Annotated in this window: 19 protein-coding genes, 1 pseudogene and 1 riboswitch; of the genes and pseudogenes, 5 read left to right on the top strand and 15 right to left on the bottom strand. The window is 70.7% G+C overall.

Annotation, left to right across the window (positions count from 1 at the left end; genetic code table 11):
• Window positions 1–39 precede the first annotated feature (39 nt).
• Window positions 40–1,332, bottom strand: coding sequence for a class I SAM-dependent methyltransferase (locus OO70_RS45480; RefSeq protein ID WP_051742221.1), 1,293 nt, complete (start codon window positions 1,330–1,332; stop codon window positions 40–42).
• 208 nt (window positions 1,333–1,540) lie between these two features.
• On the bottom strand, window positions 1,541–2,926 hold the full coding sequence (locus OO70_RS45475; RefSeq protein ID WP_043685888.1) for an NAD(P)/FAD-dependent oxidoreductase: 1,386 nt from the start codon (window positions 2,924–2,926) through the stop codon (window positions 1,541–1,543).
• A 429-nt stretch (window positions 2,927–3,355) separates the two neighbouring features.
• Here OO70_RS45475 and OO70_RS45470 point away from each other — a divergent pair, with 429 nt between their 5' ends.
• The 4 genes from OO70_RS45470 to OO70_RS45455 all read left to right on the top strand — a co-directional run bounded on the left by OO70_RS45470 (window position 3,356) and on the right by OO70_RS45455 (window position 5,790).
• Window positions 3,356–4,099, top strand: coding sequence for a class I SAM-dependent methyltransferase (locus OO70_RS45470; protein ID WP_043685885.1), 744 nt, complete (start codon window positions 3,356–3,358; stop codon window positions 4,097–4,099).
• Between the two features lie 93 nt (window positions 4,100–4,192).
• Window positions 4,193–5,194, top strand: a complete 1,002-nt coding sequence (locus OO70_RS45465; RefSeq protein WP_106971890.1) for a zinc-binding dehydrogenase — start codon at window positions 4,193–4,195, stop codon at window positions 5,192–5,194.
• 57 nt (window positions 5,195–5,251) lie between these two features.
• A complete protein-coding gene (locus OO70_RS45460; RefSeq protein WP_043685882.1) occupies window positions 5,252–5,524 on the top strand; it encodes a type II toxin-antitoxin system Phd/YefM family antitoxin in 273 nt (90 codons plus the stop codon).
• The gene (locus OO70_RS45455) at window positions 5,521–5,790 is read left to right on the top strand and encodes a type II toxin-antitoxin system RelE family toxin (RefSeq protein WP_003990768.1); all 270 of its coding nucleotides are present in this window, start codon (window positions 5,521–5,523) and stop codon (window positions 5,788–5,790) included. The genes OO70_RS45460 and OO70_RS45455 overlap by 4 nt, the downstream gene beginning before the upstream one ends.
• Before the next feature lie 43 nt (window positions 5,791–5,833).
• On the opposite strand, the gene OO70_RS56395 is transcribed toward OO70_RS45455, so the two are convergent.
• From OO70_RS56395 to OO70_RS45425, 7 genes and pseudogenes are all read right to left on the bottom strand, one after another.
• On the bottom strand, window positions 5,834–6,838 hold the full coding sequence (locus OO70_RS56395) for a Ppx/GppA phosphatase family protein (protein WP_051742234.1): 1,005 nt from the start codon (window positions 6,836–6,838) through the stop codon (window positions 5,834–5,836).
• 165 nt (window positions 6,839–7,003) lie between these two features.
• Window positions 7,004–7,405, bottom strand: a pseudogene (locus OO70_RS56390) (DUF501 domain-containing protein); the annotation flags it as partial.
• A gap of 35 nt (window positions 7,406–7,440) precedes the next feature.
• Window positions 7,441–7,917 (bottom strand): FtsB family cell division protein, encoded by a 477-nt coding sequence (locus OO70_RS45445; protein ID WP_019064035.1) that lies wholly within the window; start codon window positions 7,915–7,917, stop codon window positions 7,441–7,443.
• A 108-nt stretch (window positions 7,918–8,025) separates the two neighbouring features.
• A complete protein-coding gene (eno, locus tag OO70_RS45440) occupies window positions 8,026–9,312 on the bottom strand; it encodes a phosphopyruvate hydratase (protein ID WP_043685874.1) in 1,287 nt (428 codons plus the stop codon).
• A 314-nt stretch (window positions 9,313–9,626) separates the two neighbouring features.
• Window positions 9,627–10,322 carry a LysM peptidoglycan-binding domain-containing protein gene (locus tag OO70_RS45435; RefSeq protein WP_043685871.1) on the bottom strand — a complete coding sequence of 232 codons (696 nt, stop codon included), beginning with the start codon at window positions 10,320–10,322 and terminating at the stop codon, window positions 9,627–9,629.
• Between the two features lie 9 nt (window positions 10,323–10,331).
• Window positions 10,332–10,504, bottom strand: a riboswitch (cyclic di-AMP (ydaO/yuaA leader).
• A 194-nt stretch (window positions 10,505–10,698) separates the two neighbouring features.
• Complete coding sequence (locus OO70_RS45430) at window positions 10,699–11,655, bottom strand: LysM peptidoglycan-binding domain-containing protein (RefSeq protein ID WP_043685868.1); 957 nt, start codon at window positions 11,653–11,655, stop codon at window positions 10,699–10,701.
• A 189-nt stretch (window positions 11,656–11,844) separates the two neighbouring features.
• Window positions 11,845–13,128: a cytochrome P450 family protein gene (locus OO70_RS45425; RefSeq protein WP_043685865.1), complete on the bottom strand. Its 1,284-nt coding sequence runs from the start codon at window positions 13,126–13,128 to the stop codon at window positions 11,845–11,847.
• A 292-nt stretch (window positions 13,129–13,420) separates the two neighbouring features.
• Between OO70_RS45425 and OO70_RS45420 the strand changes: the two genes are divergently transcribed.
• A complete protein-coding gene (locus OO70_RS45420) occupies window positions 13,421–14,164 on the top strand; it encodes an alpha/beta fold hydrolase (protein WP_043685862.1) in 744 nt (247 codons plus the stop codon).
• A 149-nt stretch (window positions 14,165–14,313) separates the two neighbouring features.
• Here the strand turns inward: OO70_RS45420 and OO70_RS45415 are convergent, their stop codons facing one another.
• From OO70_RS45415 to OO70_RS45390, 6 genes are all read right to left on the bottom strand, one after another.
• A complete protein-coding gene (locus OO70_RS45415) occupies window positions 14,314–15,327 on the bottom strand; it encodes a nucleoside triphosphate pyrophosphohydrolase (protein ID WP_043685859.1) in 1,014 nt (337 codons plus the stop codon).
• An 87-nt stretch (window positions 15,328–15,414) separates the two neighbouring features.
• A complete protein-coding gene (locus tag OO70_RS45410) occupies window positions 15,415–16,062 on the bottom strand; it encodes a SurA N-terminal domain-containing protein (protein ID WP_043685856.1) in 648 nt (215 codons plus the stop codon).
• Between the two features lie 158 nt (window positions 16,063–16,220).
• Window positions 16,221–17,048 carry a glycoside hydrolase domain-containing protein gene (locus OO70_RS45405; protein WP_043685852.1) on the bottom strand — a complete coding sequence of 276 codons (828 nt, stop codon included), beginning with the start codon at window positions 17,046–17,048 and terminating at the stop codon, window positions 16,221–16,223.
• A gap of 82 nt (window positions 17,049–17,130) precedes the next feature.
• Entirely contained in the window at window positions 17,131–18,618 is a 1,488-nt protein-coding gene (locus tag OO70_RS45400) for a serine/threonine-protein kinase (protein WP_267881261.1), read from the bottom strand.
• 38 nt (window positions 18,619–18,656) lie between these two features.
• Complete coding sequence (locus tag OO70_RS45395; protein WP_324604913.1) at window positions 18,657–19,271, bottom strand: hypothetical protein; 615 nt, start codon at window positions 19,269–19,271, stop codon at window positions 18,657–18,659.
• Between the two features lie 202 nt (window positions 19,272–19,473).
• Window positions 19,474–21,089, bottom strand: a 1,616-nt coding sequence (locus OO70_RS45390; protein WP_043685843.1) for an N-6 DNA methylase, incomplete at its 5' end; no start/stop codon positions are given.

The raw sequence follows: 21,089 nt of genomic DNA, 5'->3' as shown, positions 1-21,089 counted from the left end.
TGTGGAACGGGGCCCCTTTCTGTTCTCTGCCGCGCGTGCTCAGTTCCAGGTGCGGGCGCGCAGCGGCATGCCGGAGTCGCCGGAGTCCGGGGTACGGACGGCCAGGACCTGGTTGACGCCGATGCGGTTGCGCTCGAAGGCGAGGGCGGAGGCCGCCATGTACAGGCGCCAGACGCGGGCACGACCGGCTCCGGCGAGCTTGGCCGCGCGGGCCCACTCCGCCTCCAGGTTGACGACCCAGCGGCGCAGGGTGAGCGCGTAGTGCTCGCGGATCACCTCGACGTCGCGCACCTCCAGGCCGGCTCGCTCCAACTGGGTCACCGTGGTGCCGATCGGGGCGAGTTCGCCGTCCGGGAAGACATAGGAGTCGATGAACTCGTCGATGTGGTACGAGGATTCGTCGCGGTGCGGGCGGCGGGCGATCTGATGGTTCAGGAGCCGCCCGCCGGGCTTGAGCAGCGAGTGGAGGACCCCCGCGTACTCCAAGTACCGCTCGGCGCCCACGTGTTCGGCCATGCCCACGGAGGAGATGGCGTCGTAGGGCCCGTCGCTGACGTCCCGGTAGTCCTGGACCCGGATCTCCACCTTGTCGGTGAGTCCCTCGCCCGCGACGCGCTTACGGGCGTAGGCGGCCTGCTCCTGCGAGAGGGTCACGCCGACGACGCTCACGCCGTACTCGCGGGCCGCGTGGATCGCCATCGAACCCCAGCCGCAGCCGACGTCGAGGAGTCGCTGACCGGGTGTCAACTCCAGCTTGCGGCAGATGAGTTCGAGCTTGTCGCGCTGGGCGTCCTCCAGGGTGCCGTCCGGGGACTCCCAGTAGGCGCACGAGTAGACCATGGACGGGCCGAGGACGATCTCGTAGAAGTCGTTGCCGACGTCGTAGTGGTGGCTGATGGCGCGTTTGTCGGTGCGTTTGGTGTGGAGGTGGGCGCGGCTGCGGCGGACCTCCTCCGGGGGCGGGGCGGGCGGCAGCGGGAGCCCGCCGAGCTTCACCAGTCCGCGTACGGCGGACCGCACCTCGGGGTCGCGCAGGGCCTGGGCGAGGGTGCGGGCGTCGTCGCCGCGCTCCCACACCAGCTCGGACATCGCGTCGAGGGCCGCGTACAGGTCGCCCTCGATGCCCAGGTCGCCGGAGACCCAGGCGCGCGCCATGCCGAGTTCGCCGGGCTTCCAGAGGAGTCGGCGCAGGGCGCGGCGGTTGCGTACGACCAGGGTCGGCGCATCGGGCGGCCCTGCCACGGAACCGTCCCAGGCGCGGATGCGCACCCGGATGGGGGTTCCCAGTAGCTGTTCGAAGAGGGATTTGAGCCGCAGCGCGGCATCAGCCATGGCGCACACCTCCGTGAAACGGATCCCGGACATTGTCCATCACTACGTAAACACCGGCCAGGCCCGGTCGCAGTCCTGCTTGAGCGTTACGAGTAGGCAAAACAGGTGTAGCCACCATGTACGAAGGTGTGCCGGGAACGCCGAAGGGGCCGCCCGCACCACGGATGGCGAGCGGCCCCTTCGGGCGTGTTTCAGAGGAGACCGGGGGTCAGGAGGCCTTGGCCTTCTCCTCGGTCTTCGCGGCGGCGGCCGGGGCCGGCGCCGGCTTGGCGGCCTCGTAGAACTCCTCGCGGGGGTTCTCCATGGCGCCGAGCGACACGACCTCGCGCTTGAGGAACATCGCGAGCGTCCAGTCGGCGAAGATGCGGATCTTGCGGTTCCAGGTCGGCATGGCCAGACCGTGGTAGCCGCGGTGCATGTACCAGGCGAGACGGCCCTTGACCTTGATCTTCACCTTGCCCATGACGATCATCGCGACGCCCTTGTGGAGGCCGAGGCCCGCCACCGCACCCTTGTTGGCGTGCGAGTACTCCTTCTGCGGGAAGCCCCGCATACCGGAGATCACGTTGTCGCCGAGGACCTTGGCCTGGCGCAGCGCGTGCTGGGCGTTCGGCGGGCACCACGCGTTCTCGACGCCGGCCTTGCGGCTGGCGATGTCGGGCACCTGGGCGTTGTCGCCTGCGGCCCAGATGTAGTCGGTGCCGGTGACCTGGAGGGTCGGCTGGGCGTCGACGTGACCGCGCGGGCCGAGCGGGAGGCCGAAGCGGGAGAGAACGGGGTTCGGCTTGACGCCGGCCGTCCAGACGATCGTGTTGGAGTCGACCTCGAGGCCGTTCTTCAGCACCACGTGGCCGTCGACGCAGGAGTCCATCGAGGTCGAGAGGTAGATCTCGATCCCGCGGCTCTCCAGGTGCTCCTTGCCGTACTGGCCGAGCTTGGGGCCGACCTCGGGGAGGATCTTGTCGGCGGCGTCGACGAGGACGAAGCGCATGTCCTCGCGGGAGACGTTGTTGTAGTACTTGGCCGCGTCCCGGGCCATGTCCTCGACCTCACCGATGGTCTCCGCACCGGCGAAACCGCCGCCGATGAAGACGAAGGTGAGCGCCTTGCGGCGGATCTCCTCGTCGGTGGTGGAGTCGGCCTTGTCGAGCTGCTCGAGGACGTGGTTGCGCAGGCCGATGGACTCCTCGATGCCCTTCATGCCGATGCCCTGCTCGGCGAGGCCGGGGATCGGGAAGGTGCGGGAGACCGCGCCCATCGCGATGACGAGGTAGTCGAAAGGCAGCTCGTACGCCTCGCCCACGAGGGGGGCGATCGTGGCGACCTTGCGGTCCTGGTCGATGGTGGTGACCCGGCCGGTGAGGACCTCCGCCTTCGGCAGCACGCGTCGCAACGGGACGACGACGTGCCGCGGGGAGATGCTGCCGGCGGCGGCTTCGGGGAGGAAGGGCTGGTAGGTCATGTACGACCGGGGGTCGACGACCGTGACGGTCGCCTCGCCGTAGCGCATCTTCTTGAGAATGCGCCGAGCTGCGTACAGGCCTACGTACCCACCGCCTACTACGAGGATCCTGGGACGCTCCGTGGTGCTCATGCCATCGAGTATCCACCTGCCCCTGGGGGGTCGCTCGTGCGCCCCTTCACAAGCTTCGGTGGGGGGTGTGTTATCCTCCGCGACTCGCATGATCCAGGTCACTCCGCGGGCGGGGAACCACGGGTCGGTTCGCCCCGTTGTCAAGGCCGCGTGAGCTGCCGCTCTACCCCAGCGGACCCCCTGGACCACACCTCGCCGACACCCTCCCGAAACTCCCCCGAATCACTCGCGTACCACCCCGCCGAGCACGCTCCGGGCCCCGCCGAGACCCCGGAAGGGCCAACCGGGGCAGTCGAGTCGTCCAACCGGACAGAATTCCTTGTGAAGAACTTCACGAACTTTCTTACGGACGTGTTCCGGAGGGGGTCGGCGAGCGCCCCTGCACCCGCTCATACGTTATATGGGCTGCTCAGGAGTTTACTGAGGGGCATGACCGTCTACGACTCGCTCGGCACGACGTACAGCCGGACCCGGCAGCCGGACGCCCGCATCGCCGCGCGGATCCACACCGCGCTCGGTGACGCCACGGATGTGATCAACGTGGGCGCGGGCACCGGCTCCTACGAGCCGGCGCACACGGTTCTCGCCGTGGAACCCAGCCGGATCATGCTCGCCCAGCGGCCACCGGGATCCGCGCCCGCCGTGTGCGCGGTCGCCGAGCGCCTTCCGCTGCGCGACGCCGCCGCCGACGCCGTCATGGCGCTGCTGACCGTCCACCACTGGACCGACCTCGCGGCCGGCATCGCCGAACTCCGCCGGGTCGCCCGCCGCCGTATCGTCGTCCTGACCTGGGACCAGCAGGTCTTCCGCGAGCGGTTCTGGCTCGTGCGCGACTACCTCCCCCGGGCCGCCGCCCACGACGACACCCGCGCCGTCCCGACCGAACGGCTGGCCGCGCTGCTCGGCGGGGCGCGACAGGAGACCGTCCCGGTCCCGCACGACTGCGCGGACGGCTTCGGCGCGGCGTACTGGCGCCGCCCCCACGCCTACCTCGACCCCCAGGTGCGCGCCGGGATCTCCCTGCTCGCCCAGACCGGGGAGGACGCCCTGGCTCCCGGCCTGGCGAGGCTCGCCGACGACCTCGCCACGGGCCGCTGGCACGACCGGCACGCCGACCTGCTCGCGCTCGACGCCGTCGACGTCGGCTACCGGCTTCTGGTGGCGGACTTCTGACCTACGGGCGGGCCAGGTGCACACCTACACCAACGGCCGTAGATCCAGGGCGAGTCGGGAATGAAGGCGCGACGGCCGCACGTTGGCAGCCCCATGACGTCCTCGCCGACCACCATGCGCGCCGTCCGGCTCTCCGCCCCCGGCCCCGTCGAGAACCTGCGCCTGACCACCCTCCCGCTGCCGCCCGAGCGGGACGGCTGGGTGCGTATCCGCGTCGAGGCGTTCGGCCTCAACCGCTCCGAGTTGAAGCTCCGGTTGGGGGTGAGCGAGGGCGTCAGCTTCCCCCGGGTGCCGGGTATCGAGGCAGCCGGCACGGTCGACGCGGCCCCGGCGGGCAGTGGACTCACGCCCGGGCAGAAGGTCGTCGCGATGATGGGCGACATGGGGCGCACCTACGACGGCGGCTACGCCGAGTACACGTCGGTGCCGCTGTCCCAGGTCATCCCCGTCGACACCGAGTTGCCCTGGGAGGTGCTGGGCGCCCTGCCGGAGATGGTGCAGACCGCCTACGGCTCGCTCACCGTCGGCCTGGATCTGCGGCCCGGCCAGACCGTGCTGATCCGCGGCGGCACCTCCTCGGTCGGCCTGGCCGCCGCCGCGCTGGCGACCTGGCGCGGAGCCACGGTGCTGTCCACCACCCGCCGCCCCGACCGCCTCGCCCTGCTGAAGGAACACGGTGTCGACCACCCCGTGCTCGACACCGGCGAAGTCGCCCCCGCCGTACGCGAGTTGTACCCGTCCGGCGTCGACGCCGCCCTCGACCTCGTCGGCACCCCGACCCTCCCCGACACCCTGCGCGCGGTACGCGTCCACGGCACGGCCTGCTTCGGCGGCAGCCTCTCCAACCAGTGGACGGTGCGCGACTTCTCCCCGAACGAGTACCTGCCGAGGGGCGTCCGCCTCGCGGGCTACTTCGGCGACGCGTCCGACCTGCCCCCGGCGGTCTTCCAGGAGATCCTCGACGCGGTCGCCACCGGCCGGCTGTCCTTCCCCGTGGACCGGGTCTACGACGGCCTGGAGCAGGTGGCGCAGGCCCACGACGACATGGAACACGACCGGGCCACGGGGAAGTTGGTGGTGCGGGTCCGGCACTAGGACCCGTCCGGCGACTCGATCCGGCCACGTGTACACACATGCGCGTACACTGACGTCATGACCGAGGAAACCGTGACCATACGGGAAGCCCGCGCGCATCTCGCGGAGCGCATCAACCTGGCCGAGGAAGGCACCCCGACGGTCATCACTCGCAACGGCATTCCGGTGGCTGCCGTGGTGCCGATCGCGGACTTCGAAGCCCTGGAAGCGGCGGCCGACGTCATGCTGGCCCGAGAGGCCGAAGCGGTCCTGGCCGAGAGCGGCCCCACCGTGACCATGGCCGAGCTGCTGGCGGATCTGTTCACCGAGCACGGTGAAGGCGCCGCGTGAAGTACGCGTTCCGGTTCACCACGGCGGCGCAGCGGCAGCTCCGGGCCATCAGTCGACTCGACGCCATGCGCATCCTGACCGCGCTGACCGCACTCGGTGACGACCCGTATCGCGAGGACGCCGACGTCAAGAAGCTCACCGGTCCGTCGGGGCTCTACCGGCTGCGGGTCGGAAGCTACCGGGTCGCCTACCAGATCAACGATGGCGAACTCGTCATCCTCGTCGTCAAGGTGGGCGACCGACGGGACGTGTACCGCAACCTGTAAGCGGTCGGGCCAAGGACCATCCGATCCCGTCGAGGATCGCCGCCTATCGCGACTCGGCCGCCGTGGAGAAAGCAATCCCGTCCAGGATGTCGTGCTCGCTCACCACGACCTCCGTCGCTCCGACCCGCTCCATGATCGAGAGGAGTACGAGGGCGCCGGCGCCGATGACGTCGACGCGGCCCGGGTGCATGGAGGGGATGGCCGCGCGTTCGGCGTGGGTGGAGCGGAGGAGGGACTCGGTGATCTCGCGGACGCGGTCGTAGGAGACGCGGGAGTGGTGGATGGCCTCCGTGTCGTACTCGGGGAGGTTCTGGGCGATCGACGAGACCGTGGTGACCGAGCCGGCCAGGCCCACCAGGGTGCGGGCCTCGCGGAGCGGGACCGTCTGTTCGGCGAGGTCCAGGGCCGCCTCGATGTCCGCGCGCATCGCCGTGATCTGGTCCGGGGTCGGCGGGTCCGTGACCTTGCCGTCGCGGACGAGGTGGCGCTCGGTCATGCGGACGCAGCCGATGTCCACGGAGCGGGCCGCGCGGACCTGGTCGTCGCCGACCACGAACTCCGTCGAGCCGCCGCCGATGTCCACGACGAGGTAGGGCTTGGCGAGGGCCAGGTCGTCGCGGCCGGTCAGTTCGGCGGTCGCGCCCGTGAAGGAGAGTTCCGCCTCCTCGTCGCCGGTGATGACCTCAGGTTCGACGCCGAGGATGTCCAGGACTCCGCGGACGAAGTCGTCGCGGTTCGAGGCGTCGCGGGAGGCGGAGGTGGCGACGAAGCGGACCTTCTCGGCGCCCTTCTCGCGGATCACCTGTGCGTACTCCCGGCAGGCCGCGAACGTGCGCTCCAGTGCCTCGGGGGCGAGCCGGCCGGTCTTGTCCACGCCCTGGCCGAGCCGCACGATCGTCATGCGCCGGTCCAGCTCCAGAAGTTCACCGGTGGCCGGGTTCACGTCAGCGACGAGCAGCCGGATGGAGTTCGTACCGCAGTCGACGGCCGCGACGCGGTTGAAGCCGTCGGCGACGAGCGGGACCTCGGAGAAGAAGGTGCTGCGGATCGCGGTCGGGTCGGCGGTCTCGACGGGCAGTTCGTCGGCCGGGTCCGGTGCCGCGAGCGGCTGTACACACGGCCCCTTGGCCCACCACTCCGGCAGCATCGCGATCGCCTCGTCGCCCAGCGGGTTGACGCCCGGGCCCGCGGCCAGGGAGTGGCCCACGAGGACGTGCAGGCACTTCACGCGGTCCGGCATGCCGCCCGCGCTCGGGAAGCCCTCCAGGACCTCGATGGCGTCGCGGCGGGCGAGGTAGTCCTCGTGGGCGGCGCGGTACGCGGCGGCGAGTTCGGGGTCCGACTCCAGCCGCGCCGTCATCTCCTTCATGACACCGTTCGCCTCCAGCGTGCCGATCGCCGAGGCGGCGCGCGGGCACGTCAGGTAGTACGTCGTCGGGAAGGGGGTGCCGTCGGGGAGGCGGGGGGCCGTCTCCACCACGTCCGGCTGTCCGCACGGGCAACGGTGTGCGATCGCACGCAGGCCGCGCGGCGGGCGCCCGAGTTGCTGCTTGAAGGCCTCGACATCCGCGTCGGTGGGCTCGGTGCGCGGGGTGGACGGCGGGGGCGTTTCCATGCGGGTACGAAAGTCTCTCTGAAGTGTCTGTCGGTTCACTGGTCGGAGGCGTCGGACTTGTCGACGCCGTCCCAGACGTTCGAGTACCAGGGGCGGTCGGCCGCCCCCAGCTCGGCGCGGGACTGCTTCGCCGCGTCCGGGTCGATCACGATGTAGCCCGTCTCCCCGGGCATCACATAGTGCAGGCGCTGCCGGATCTGCTGTTCCGCGTACGAGTCGTCCTGCCAGCGTGCCTTGAGGTCGCGGAGCTGTTCGACGCGCTGCCGGGCCTGCTCCTGCTGCCGTTGGAGATCGGAGATCTCGGCGCGCTGGGAGACGTACTGCCTTATCGGGTACGCCAGCGCCACGATCAGCGAGCACAGCACCAGGGCGAGGAGGGCCGCCCGGCCGGTGAGCCGGGAACGGCGGGCCTGCCGTTTGGTCTGGGAGCGGTAGACACGGGCCGCCGTCTGCTCGCCGAGCAGCTTGAGCCTGGTCGCGGTGGAGAACCGGTCCCGGTCCTTCACGGCCATGTCCCGCCTCCCCTTCACACGTGCGTACGTCCCCGCACACGGTACGGGACCGGTGCGGGGACGTACGTACGACTGGCTAAGGATTGACCCGGTGGAACCCCGGGAGGGTCAGCCCTTGAAGCGCGGGAAGGCGCTGCGGCCCGCGTACTCCGCCGCGTCGTCGAGGATCTCCTCGATGCGGAGCAGCTGGTTGTACTTGGCGACGCGGTCCGAGCGGGCCGGGGCGCCGGTCTTGATCTGGCCGCAGTTCACCGCGACGGCGAGGTCCGCGATGGTGACGTCCTCGGTCTCGCCGGAGCGGTGGGACATCATGCACTTGAAGCCGTTGCGCTGGGCCATCTCGACGGCGTCCAGGGTCTCGGTCAGCGAGCCGATCTGGTTCACCTTGACGAGCAGGGCGTTGGCCGTGCCCTCCTCGATGCCGCGGGCGAGGCGCTCGGGGTTGGTGACGAAGAGGTCGTCGCCGACGATCTGGACCTTGTCGCCGATGCGGTCGGTGATGACCTTCCAGCCGGCCCAGTCGTCCTCGTACAGCGGGTCCTCGATGGAGACGAGCGGGTAGGCCGCCACGAGCTCCTCGTAGTACTCGGTCATCTCGGCGGCCGAGCGGGACTTGCCCTCGAACTCGTACTTGCCGTCCTTGTAGAACTCGGACGCGGCGACGTCGAGCGCGAGCGCGATCTGCTCGCCGGGGATGTAACCGGCCTGCTTGATGGCCTCGAGGATGAGGTCGAGGGCGGCGCGGTTGGACTCCAGGTTCGGGGCGAAGCCGCCCTCGTCGCCGAGGCCGGTGGACAGGCCCTTGGTCTTCAGCACCTTCTTGAGGGTGTGGTAGACCTCGGCGCCCCAGCGCAGCGCCTCGGAGAAGGACTCCGCGCCGATCGGGGCGATCATGAACTCCTGGATGTCCACGTTCGAGTCGGCGTGCGAGCCGCCGTTCAGGATGTTCATCATCGGAACGGGCAGCAGGTGCGCGTTCGGGCCGCCCAGGTAGCGGAAGAGGGGGAGGTCGGAGGCCTCGGAGGCGGCGTGCGCGACGGCGAGGGAGACGCCGAGGATGGCGTTGGCGCCGAGCGAGCCCTTGTTGTCGGTGGCGTCCAGGTCGAACATCGCCTGGTCGATCAGGCGCTGCTCGGTGGCGTCGTAGCCGACGAGCTCCGGGCCGATCTGCTCGATGACGGCGAGTACGGCCTTCTCGACACCCTTGCCGCCGTAGCGGTTGGGGTCGCCGTCACGCAGCTCGACGGCTTCGAAGGCACCCGTGGAGGCGCCGGACGGAACGGCGGCACGACCCGTGCTGCCGTCGTCGAGGCCGACCTCGACCTCGACCGTGGGGTTGCCTCGGGAGTCCAGGATTTCCCGGGCTACGACGACGTCGATGGACGGCACGAGCATCTCCTTCTTGGGGTCTGACGCGGCTACGGCAACACCGCAGCGGCTCTGCGAGACGAGCCTAACCGGCTCCGGGCGATTGGCCATCCGGTCGGCCGTCTGTTGGACAGAACCGAGAGTAAATTGTTTCCGAACGGAACAAAGAGTCCGGTAAAAATGCGCGCGGCTTGCAGAAGCGGAGCACAAAAAAAGCCCCGCCCCGGTGCGTACGGGGGAACACGCACCGGAGCGGGGAGCCCGTGGGGGACGGGGGTGACCCTCACGAGGTCTCCATGATGGAGTCCACGGATGTGAGGGCGCTGTGGTTCAGCTGAGTGCTACTTAAGGTGCAGCTGCTGACCCGGGTAGATGACGTCCGCGTCGTCGATGATGTCCTTGTTCAGCTTGAACAGCTGCTGCCAGCCGCCCTTCACCTTGTGCTTCTCGGCGATGGTGCTGAGGCTGTCGCCCTTGACGACCTTGTACTCGCCGTCACCCTTCTTGACCTTCTTGCCGGTCGGGGTGGTGACGGTCTTCTTGGCGGCCGGGCGCTCGGCGGAGCGGGAGGCGGTCGTGTTGGACGTGGAGCGCTCGGTGGTGCTCTTGGAAGAGCTGGTGCCGGACGAGCTGTTCGACGAGCTGGAGCTGCCGCCCGAGTACGTGGCGCCGGAGAGGCCGGTGCCGCAGACGGGCCAGGCGCCCTTGCCCTGGGCCGCGAGAACCTTCTCGGCGACCGCTATCTGCTGGGACTTGGAGGCCTGGTTCGCGGTGGAGGCGTAGGCGGTGCCGCCGTACGCGGCCCACGTCGAGGCGGAGAACTGCAGACCGCCGTAGTAGCCGTTGCCGGTGTTGATGGACCAGTTGCCGCCGGACTCGCAGCTGGCGACCGTGTCCCACTCGGACGCGGTGGCGGCGGAGGCGTTGCCGACCGCCATGAGCGGGGCGGCGATGGCTACGCCGGTCACGCCGGCGAGCGTGGCGACGCGGGTGGCCTTGGACGGACGGCGGTGCTTGCCCTTGCTGGAAAACAGCATGGAAAATCCCAATCCCCTCACCGACGCCTACGAGGTGAGCTGTCGGGTTCGGGCCGTGTGAGTTGCCCGGCCGCACACCTCTCGGTGCGCGACTTAACCCCAAGCCGGTTCCGGTGTCTCTCGACTCCCGGGCCCGGCACTTACCTTGGGTCCCCCGCTCCTGCCTACGGCGCTTGACGCGACGACTGTTCCCGGAGGCCGCTGGCAGGACTCGGCGTGTGCGGCAGCCGGGGCTCGTGGTGACGAGCGGCCTTGACCGTAGACACGGAATCGGCGGAATTTCAAAGACGATCAGGGCTTCTGAGACTCATCCCACACTTTGATCAAACCGGACATTCCAGCGCGAAGCATGACGTGAACTCCCGCTGCCCGCTTGCTACTTTTCGCCCGCTTCCGTACCGACGTCCAAGGTCTGACCGGCGGCGATCTGGGTCGGATCGGCGCCTATCACCTTTTTGTTCTCGGCGTAGAGCGCACGCCATCCGCCGTCGTAGCCAAGGGAGTCGGCGATGGACGCGAGGGAGTCGCCGGCGCGGACCGTGTACGACTGCGCCGCCACGCTTTCCTCGGCGCCGGCTCCACGATGCTTGCCGACACTCTGCTCACTCACGCCACCGTCGAGCGCGCCGGTGTCGACGAGGCTCCACTTGCCCACCGCCTGCTCCGAGTTGTCCGATTCATCGAGTTTCGGAGATGCGGTGACCGAGCCGTCGCTCGCCGAAGGACTGGTGGACTTGTCGGACTTGGTGGAGTCTGTGGAGTTTTCCGTCGCGGTGGGCGAGGGGCTGCTCGACGGGTCGCCGGTGGAGGAGTCGGACGTATCGGACGAAGTCGAGTCCGTGGTGCCGGAGTCGGACAGTCCGGAGGACGCGGTGGGGTCGGAGGAGCCTGCGGAGTCCGTCGCGTCGGACGACGGCGAGTCGCTCGCGACGCCCGTGTCGACGCCCGTCGAACCCGAGGTCGTGGTGAGGCCGGAGAGCAGGGCGCAGGTCATCCAGGGGGACGTGCCGCGGTCGTCGAGGATCTTCTCGGCGACGGCTATCTGCTGGGAGCGGCTGGCCAGGTCGGCGCTCGGGGCGTAGTCGAGGCCGCCGTACTTCGCCCAGTCGTCCTGGGTCAGCTGCAGCCCGCCGTAGTAGCCGTTGCCGCTGTTCTCGCTCCAGGAGCCGCCGCTCTCGCACTGGGCCACCTTGTCCCAGGTGGTGCCGTCGGCGGCGTTCGCGGCGGCGGCGCCGAGGAGCGGGATGGCGATGGCGGAGCCGGTCACGCCGGCCGCGACGAGGAGCGCCGGAGCCTGACGGGGGCGACGGTGACGACCGTTCCCGGAGAGCATGCGGAGGCCTTTCGCGTGACAGCGGGGGGACCGCGCGGCGGATGATGCGGGGCGCCGCGCTGGTATTCGAACGTAGCCGCAGTCGATCACTTGTCACAAGTTAATGCCACGTAGATCACGTGAAGATCACAGAGTTGAAGAAGTGTCACCTTCGGGTTTACGGGGCGAGATGACCTGTTCGGTCCAGGTCTACGGAGTTGGAGTGCCCGCTCGGGGGGTGAACTCCACGGGCAGTGTGCGCAGTCCGCGCATGATGAGGCCGCCGCGCCAGCGCAAGTCGGCCGGGTCCGCGGCGAGTTGGAGGTCGGGGAGGCGGGTGAGGAGGGTGGCGAGCGCGGTCTGGCCCTCCAGGCGGGCGAGCGGGGCGCCGAGGCAGTAGTGGATGCCGTGGCCGTAGCCGAGGTGTTGATTGTCACGCCGTCCGAGATCGAGCACGTCGGGATCGGCGAACCGCTGCGGATCACGGTCCGCGGCGGCCAGCACGACGAGCACGGGGTCGCCGGCCGCGATGTCCTGCCCGCCGAGGGTGACGGGGCGGGTGGCGAAGCGCCAGGTCGCGAGCTCCACCGGGCCGTCGTAGCGCAGGAGTTCCTCGACGCCGGTTTCGAGGAGGTCGTGTTCACCGGCGGCCAGGGACTTCTGGAGGCGGGTGCGCTGCTCGGGGTGGGTGAGGAGGGCGTACGTGCCGTTGCCGATGAGGTTGACGGTCGTCTCGAACCCGGCGAAGAGCAGGATGAAGGCCATGGCGGCGGCCTCGTTCTCGGTGAGGTGCTCGCCGTGGTCCGAGGCGCGGATCAGGCCGGAGATGAGGTCCTCGCCGGGGAGGGGTTCCGGGCTGTCGGGGAGGGCCTCGCGCTTGCGGTGGATGAGTTCGGCGAGATAGCCGCGCATCTTCTTCACGGACCGGGCGACTCCGCCCCGCGGTCCTCCCCCGTGCCGGATCATCATGCCCGCCCAGTCGCGGAAGTCGTCCTGGTCCTCGCGGGGGACGCCCAGCAGATCGCAGATGGCGTAGATGGGGAGCGGGAACGCGAAGTCGTGGATGAGGTCGGCGGAGCCGGTCCGCGCGAACCCGTCGATCAGATCGTTCGTCAACTCCTGCACCCGGGGCGCGAATTCGGCCACACGGCGGGGCGTGAACGCCTTGCTCACCAGACGACGCAGGCGAGTGTGGTCCGGCGGGTCGATGTTCAGCAGATGCGTCATCAACTCGGCCTTGCGCTCACCCGGGATGCCGGTCTTGCCCTTCGCGTGGGCCGGTTCGTCGTGGTGCGCGGGGTTCTTGGACAGGCGCGGGTCGGCGAGGGCCTGCTTGGCGTCGGCGTGCCGGGTGACCAGCCAGGCCTCGACTCCGCTGGGGAGCCGGGTTTTGTGCACGGGGGCGTGTTCGCGGAGCCAGGCGTAGGCGGGGTAGGGGTCGGTGGCGAACTCCCAGGTGAAGAGTTCGGGGGCGCGAGGCTCGTCGTGGTGCATGGCCCGACTTTATGCAGAGGGCGGAACGGCTCCTCCATGGGCGGAGGGGCTCCTCCATGTACTCATGTACCGGAGGTGCTCCTCTATATACGTGCGTCATCCGCACGTCCCGGCCCGCGAAAACCCGTTGGCGGGCCACGGCGGCCCCTGCTACGTTCCCGGAGGCCGTGCGAGAGAACGAGGAGGTGGTACCCGTGAACACAGTTTCGACATGGGTGCTCCCCTCCGGGGTCACGGTCGGGCGATAGGTCGTCCGGGAGCGCCACTCTGCGCACTCCCGAAAGGCACGACCATGCATGTCACTTCCGAACAACGCCTCGACGACGGCGTCCTCGAGCGCGAATTCACCCTCGGCGAGATCCCCGGCATCCTGTGGACGCCCGCCTCCTCACCGGCGCCGCTGATCCTGCTCGGCCACCCCCCACTCGGCTTGCGCAGGATGTACCCCCGGCTGGTGGCACGGGCCCGGCAGTCCGCGGCGGAGGGTTTCGCCACGGCCACCATCGAGCTCCCCGGAAGCGGCGACCGGCCCCGCTGGGACGCCGTCGAGGAAGCCCGCGCCGCCCTGCGCCGGGCGATGGAGGCCGGCGAGTCGGTCAGCGACGAGATCGTCGACGCCCTCGTCCTTCCGCTGGTCGACAAGGCGGTCCCGGAATGGCAGGCCGCCCTGGACGCCCTCCTGTCGCTGCCCGAGATCGGCGGCCCGGTCGGGTACTCGGGGGGAGTGATCTCCATCGGAATCCGGCTCGCGGTGGTCGAACCGCGCATCGTGGCCGCCGGTCTCTTCGCCGGGAGTCTCGTGCCGCGCGCCATGTTCGAGGAGGCCCGCCGGGTCACCATTCCCCTGCATGTCCTGCTGCAGTGGGACGACGAAGGCAACGACCGGCAGGCGGCCCTGGACCTGTTCGACGCCTTCGGCTCCGAGGAGAAGTCCCTGCACGCCAATATGGGCGGTCACACCGGCGTCCCGCAGTTCGCGGGGGACTCGGCGGCCCAGTTCTTCACTCGGCACCTGAAGTCCGGGCACCTGATGTAACGCCGGACCGTCAGGCCGAGACCGGACGCCGGGCGGCATCGGTCTGACTGCCGCCGTCGAGGACAGGCCCCGGCCCTCCTCGACGGCGGTGCTCGGGCATCGGCGCCTGCGCCGGAGTCAGCCCTCGGTCACCGACGCCCGGACCGGAGTCAGTCCTCGGTCACCGTCCCCGTACCGGTCTCCCTCTCCCTGATCGCATCCCGATAAGCCCGCCCGGCCGCCCGCAACGCCGCCTCCGGATCCACCCCGTCCGCCTCCGCGCGCACCGCCAACGCCAGCAGCTCGTACCCGATGCCGTCGTCGCCCTTCGGCAGCGGTACCTCAAGTCCCGCCGTCCGCACGCGTGATGCCAGCTTCGCCGCGAGGGCGAGGCCTGGCTGGCCCATGGGGACGCCCTCGGTGACGGAGGTGCGCTGTTTCTCTATCGCCTTCGTGCGCAGCCAATGCGCCTTGACCTCCTCGGGAGTCGACGCCGTCTCGTCGCCGAAGACGTGCGGGTGGCGGTGGATCAGCTTGGTGACGATGCCGGCGGCCACGTCGTCGATGGAGAAGGGGGTGTCGGGGTCCTCTTCCGCGATGCGGGCGTGGAAGACGACCTGGAGCAGGACGTCGCCCAACTCCTCGCGCAGTTCGTCGCGGTCGCCGTCCTCGATCGCCTCGACGAGTTCGTACGCCTCCTCGATGCCGTACTTCGCCAGGCCCTTGTGGGTCTGCTGGGAGGACCACGGGCACTCGGCTCGGATGCGGTCCATGACCTGGACGAGGTCGAGGAGACGGGCGCCCGGCAGGTCGTAGGAGGCGGGGAGGAGTTCCAGCTCGGGCATCTGGACGCGGCCGGAGCCGGCGAGGCGGGCCAGGCCGTCGGTCAGGGCCGGTTCGCCCTCGCCCGACGCGATCACGACGACCGTGTGGCCGTCCGCGCAGGCCGCCACCAGTTCCTCGGCGGTCGGGGACGCCTCGTCCACCTGTATCCCGGCCTCGTACAGATACGGCAGCTGCGGATGCCCGCCGTCCGCGCACAGCACCTGGTCGGCTTCGCGCAGCGTCTGCCACGCGGGCCAGGACAGCAGGCCGGGGGCGACGCGGTGGCTGGTGGTGAGCAGGACGATGCGGCCGGGGGTGGGGGCGGGGATGCCCTCGGGAGCGGGACTGGTTGCGTTCACCCTTCGAACGTAACCCACGCCGCCGACAGCCCCGGAGTTGTCCACAGGCCGACCGGCACCCCTGTGGACATCGGGTCCGCCGTACCGTTACGCCGCCTGCTTCGTCTGCGCCGCGGTCACCTCTCGCACCCAGGGCGTCTTGGCGTCCACGCGGCTGCTCTTCTCCACGTCCCACGTGCCGTAGCGCGGGTTGAGGTCGACGTGGAGTTCCTTGGAGGCCTGGGAGAGGGCCTTCCAGAAGGCGGGCTGGGTGGTGTCGGTGCCGAGTTCGGCGGCGAGTTTGCGGCCCTCTACCTGGAGGCGGAGGTTCTCGTCGAGGCGCTTCGGGGGGACGCCGTACTGTGCCAGCCAGGTCGCCTCCAGGGCCTTGGAGCCGCCCGCCTGCTGGGCGAGGCCGGCCCGCATGTCCTGGATGTCCTTGCGGGTGACCGTGACTCCGGCGTCCTGCGCGGCGCGGTGCACGACCTTGTCGAAGACCATGCCGTAGAGCGTCTCGCGGGTGAGGCCGCCGGTGGTGGCGATGGCCCGCTCGTACTGTGCCTCGTCCTGTACGGCCGCCCGCTGGGCCGTACGCACCTCGTTGACCCTGCTCTGCAGTTGCCCGACGGTGATGCGCTGACCGCCGACGACAGCCGCCGCGCCCGGATGCGCGTCGCTTCCGCAGGCGGTCAGGGCGGGTGCCGTAGCGGCGATCACGGCGGTGAGGACGAGCGCGGTGCGACGGCGGCGGTGCAAGGGAGCCTCCCGTTGGAGATTGTGCGACGGTGCACAAAGTCTTGCGGTGATCGATGTTAGGCAGTGGGTCGCCTGTGGCCAACCCATTCGACCAACGATTCACCAGGACTTCGGGCACCGGCACGCACGCGTGGGGCTCTGCCGGCGACGGCGACCGGTCAGCCGGTGATGGCCACCGGCGCGTCCCACGCGTCACGGTCCACGGTGATCGTGTAACCGCCGCGCGTCTCCTTGCTGTTGACCATGTACTGGTGGGCCCGGCTGTGGTTGGTGAACTGGGTGGAGCCCCAGGGCCAGTCCGAGGTCGTGGTGTACGTCTTGTCCCACAGCGCGTACCAGAGGTTGCCCGGCAGGTCCGTCTTGTTGGTCGCCGTCGCGATCGCCTTGGCGCTGGAGCTGGTGAAGCCGTAGTAGCCGGTGCGGTAGATCTTGGCGTGCAGTTCCTTGTCGAAGGCGCGGACGTACGTCAGGACGGCGTTGTTGCAGGCCGTGTTCGTCGTGTCGTACGACTCCATGTCCAGGTAGATCGGGCTGCCGGCCTTCATGCCGAGCGCCGAGGCCTTGGCCACCGCGTCGTCCGCCTCGCTCTTGCCGACGGACGCGGCGGTGGAGGCGCTGATCTTCACCGAGCCGCCGGAACCGCAGGACGGCTGCGAGCCGACGTAGAGCGGGATGAACTTCCAGCCGACCGTGCTGAGGGTCTTGACCCAGGAGGCGGTGAGGTTGGGCTGGCTGCAGCCGCGGTTCTTGCCGCCGATGTAGACGGCGGCGGCGCCGTAGGCCCCGTCGGTGTGCCAGGCCTTCATCGCGGCGAGGGAGGGCGCGGCGCAGGTGTCGAACGCGCGGCCGGTGTAGGTCTTCTGCGCGGGCCAGGCGGTGGCGGCCATCGAGTTCGTCGCGGCGATACCGCCGCCGGCGACGACGGCGGCACCGGCGACGCCCCAGGCTATGTATCTGCGCTTCTTCGACTGCCGGTGCTCGGACATGGAAGACCCCACCCCTGGTTCGTACGTGACTGGTGTTGCGCGTGGCTTGAATGTACTCGGCAAAATCTAGCGGCTGAGGGTGCTAGCCCCGCACCTGCCCCAGCCACTGCAAGGTCCGTCGGATGTCGCCCGCGAGCGGGTGTCCGGGGCCGTGGCGGCGTTCGACGTCGGCCAGGAGGCGGGCGAGGGTCTCGTGGGCCGCGCCGCGGTCGCCGAGGGCGAGGAGCAGGTGGCCCACGCGGCGGCGGACCTCGTGGGCGAGTTCGGGGTCGCCGGCGACGTACTGGTTCTCGTAGTACGGCAACAGCGCGCGGTACTCCGCGAGGGCCGCCGCCGGTTCGCCGAGCGACTCCAGGCACTGGGCGGCCTCGTAGCGGTAGCGCAGGGACTGCGGGTCGGACGGGCCTGCCTCGGCGGCGCGTTCGTCGGCGAGGCGGCGCAGTTCGGGCAGTGCGCGCCGGTACTGGCCGTCGTCCATGAGCGTCGCCGCGTACTGCTTGCGCAGGGTGCGGACGACCGGGGAGTGCACGCCGTGCTGCTCGGCGGCCGTGGGCAGGATCGCGCCGAGGATGTCGACAGCCTGCGTGATACGGCCCTCGCCGAGCAGCCGCTTGACCTCGTCGACGGCGGCGGCGACATCGGGTTTCTCGGCGGGGGTCGGCGCGAGCGGGGCGGGCTGCGGCGCGGGGGTGCGGGCGCGGTCCGGCCAGGGGGCGTGCGGGCGCGTGAACGGGCGCGTGGGGTCGAGCGGCGCCCCGCTGGGCATCCCGCGCGCGGGCAGCAGCAGCGCCAGGCGCTCGTACACCTCCTGCGCGGAGCCGGGCCGGTGCTGCGGGTCCTTGGCGAGGAGGTGCAGGACGAGCGCCTCGAGCGGCTCGGGGACTTCGGGGCGGATACGGCGGACGGGCACCGGCGGCTCGTACAGGTGCCGGTGCAGCACGCCGAGCGCCGTCGAACCCGCGAACGGCACGTCCCCGCTGAGGAGTTCGTGCAGGAGCACACCGAGCGCGTACAGGTCGGTGTACGGGCCGACCGCGCCGCCCATCGCCTGCTCGGGCGCCATGTAGGCGGGCGAGCCGATCGGCGTGCCGGTGTGGGTGAGGCGGGTGGTGTCGGCGTCCATGACGGAGGCGACGCCCAGGTCGAGGACGGTGACCGTGCCGTCCTGCTTCACCATCACGTTGCGCGGCTTGAGGTCACGGTGGACGATCGGCACGGCGTGCACGGCGCTCAGCACCGCGCACAGTTGCGCGGCGACCGAGACCGCCCACTGCCACGGGTACGGGTCGTGCTCGGCGAGATGGTCGGAGAGGTCCGCGCCGTCGACGTACTGCATGACGAGGAACAACTCCTCGCCCTCGCTGCCCGCGTCGTGCACCGTGACCAGGCCGGGGTGGTCGACCTGCGCGGTCACCCGGCACTCGCGCACGAAGCGGCGGCGCAGCTCGTCGGCCTCCTGGCCCGCCACCTTGTCGGGGCGCAGCAGCTTCACCGCCACGCGCCGGTCGAGCCGCCGGTCGTACGCCGTCCAGACCTGGCCCATGCCGCCCTGCCCGATGAGCGTGGACAGTTCGTAGCGGTCGGCGACGACACGCCCTGCCGCCACGGTCACCGTCCGCTCTCGTCGTGCTTGCGCAGATAGTCACTCAACTCATCGAGCTCGGCGCGCACTTGGTCGATACGGGCGGGCGCGGGACGCTGCGGCGGCGGGGTGGACAGGGGCGGCTGCGGGGCCGGGGTGCGGGGCATCGGGGGCGGGGTGTGCTGCGGCACGGGTGTGTGGGGTATCGGCGGCGGGGTGTGCTGCGGCGAGGTCGTCGCCGTGTACGGCGACGGGGGCTGAGCCGACTGCGCGGGCTGCGGGTAGCCGTACGCCGGGGACGGCTGCCCTGCGTATGCGCCCTCACGCAGCCGCTGGAAGTGGCGTATGTCCGCCGCCAGGTAGTACACGGCCGCCGCCACCAGGGTGCCCAGGAGCAGGGTGATGCCCAGATAGCCGCCGTTGGTGTGGACCTCCTCGCCGGGCTCGGAGCCGAGCAGCACGATGCTGAGCACGTCCGCCGCCGTCGCGGCCACCAACAGGCCCCAGTCCAGGGACTTTCGGGTGACGATGGCCAGCCGCAGGAGCATCACCCAGGCCAGGAACCCGATGCTGAACACCGAGATTCCCACGAACAGCACGCGCAGGAAGACCAGCGCCGCGGTGGGCGGCGGCTGCTTCACGGGCTGTGGGTAGCCGTGGCCTTGCATGGCTGCTCCAAGTGCCTTCGGAGGGCGGTCGTGCGATTGTCGCTTCGAGCGTATAGGCCCACACCGACAAGCGGTCCCGGGTTGTACCGAACCGTTGTCGTGCTGATCACTTGATACGACATCGCAGGTGCCGACGGTGGCCACGGAGCCCGGCCTTCCGGAGCGCGACGGGGCCTCAGCCGGGCGTGACCGTCCCGTCCGTCAGCCCGTCGTACATCCCGCGCACGAGCTGCTCGCCGAGCCGGCCCGCCTGCCGCAGCGCGCGCTCGAAGTCCTCCAGGGCGCGGAACCGGGCACCGTAGCGGCGCTGTTCGTCCAGGGGCAGCCGCGGCAACTGGAGCCTGCGCACGTCGAGTCGGGTGGCCGTCGACGCGTAGCTGCTGGCCTGGCGGTTGTTGGCGGTGCCGCGCAGGAACCCGGCGAGGAACCACGGGTCCAGCGACGCGGGATCGGGCCGCAGCAGCACCAGGCTGCGGCCCAGGGCGGCGCCCTTGGTCGTGTCGTCGATGACGCGCGCCATCGAGCCGCCGCCGAGCACCGGGACGACGACATCGCCGGGCTCGGTGAGGACGGCGTCCTCGTCGCTCTCGGGGAGCAGCCCGGAAGGGGCCGTTCCGGCGAGGACGTCATGGTCGGTGAGAACGGGCACACGCGCGTGGCCGCCGTTTCCCCCGGTACGCAGCACCAGGGCGCCCCCGCGCGCGAGTTCACCGATCGTGGTGAGCGGCCAGCGCGTGGGCCGCTCCTGGTCGGCGGGGTGGTCGACGGGCGGCGGAGTGAGGTCGGCGGTCAGCCGGAGCGTCTCGCCGAGCCGCTCGCGGACGGCCGTGAGCTGGTCGGCGCCGTCGGCCGCGGTCGCGGGCGGGAGGTGCCGGGCGGGGGCCAGGTCGACGTCGTCGTCGAGGAGTTCGATGACCGGCACGGAACGCGCGAGCCCCGGCTCGTCGTCCAGCCGTCCCGCCCGGTCGAACGCCTTCCAGGCATCCAGCACCGCCCCCCGCACGGCCTGCCAGTCCGGCCCGCCCCGCCCCTCGGTGGCGAACCGCCCGGTGTCCACCAGCAGCACCTCCGGCTGCGCGGGCGCCCGCTCCGGCCGCCGCAGCACCCACAGGTGCAACGGGATGTTGTACGGCGGCGCCGCCCCGATCGGCAGCGCCACGACCGCCTTCAGCGCCCCGCGCCGCAGCAGGTCGGCGCGGATACGGCGGCCCGAGCGTCGGGAGGCCGCGGCCGGCGGCATCAACAGCACGGCCGTGCCGCCGTCCTTGAGCCGGGCGAGCGCGTGCTGCACCCAGGCCAGCTCGGACTCGTTGCGCGCCGGGAAGCCGTACTCCCAGCGGGGGTCGTAGGCGAGTTCGTCGTGCCCCCAGTTCCGCTCGTTGAACGGCGGATGGCACAGGACGGCGTCGGCCCGCAGTGCCGGGTACGCGTCGGCGCGCAGCGTGTCGCCTGCCGTGCCGCGCACGGTGACCTTCGCGTGCAGGGCGAGCCGGAGCGCGGTGAGGGCGGCGAGTTCGGGGGCGTTGTCCTGGGCGTACAGCTCCTGGCCGGGGCGGGGGGTGACGGCCCGCAGCAGGGCGCCGGTGCCGCAGGCCGGGTCGAGCGCGGTGTGGGCGGGGCCCGCCAACTCGGCCATGAGGCGGGCGAGTTCGGTCGGGGTGAGCGTGTACTGCCGCGGGTTGGCGTCGAGGTGCCGCCCGAGCAGGAACTCGAAGGTCTGCCGCGCGCCCATTTCGGCGGCGAGTTCGGCGGCGCCGCGGAGGAGGGGGGCCGAGGGGAGGAGTTGGGGGC

Origin of the sequence: Streptomyces xylophagus, from assembly GCF_000716435.1 — a bacterium.
Classification (GTDB): domain Bacteria; phylum Actinomycetota; class Actinomycetes; order Streptomycetales; family Streptomycetaceae; genus Streptomyces; species Streptomyces xylophagus.
The sequence above is the reverse complement of the archived record's forward strand: the minus strand, read 5'-3'. Positions and strand labels throughout refer to the sequence as shown.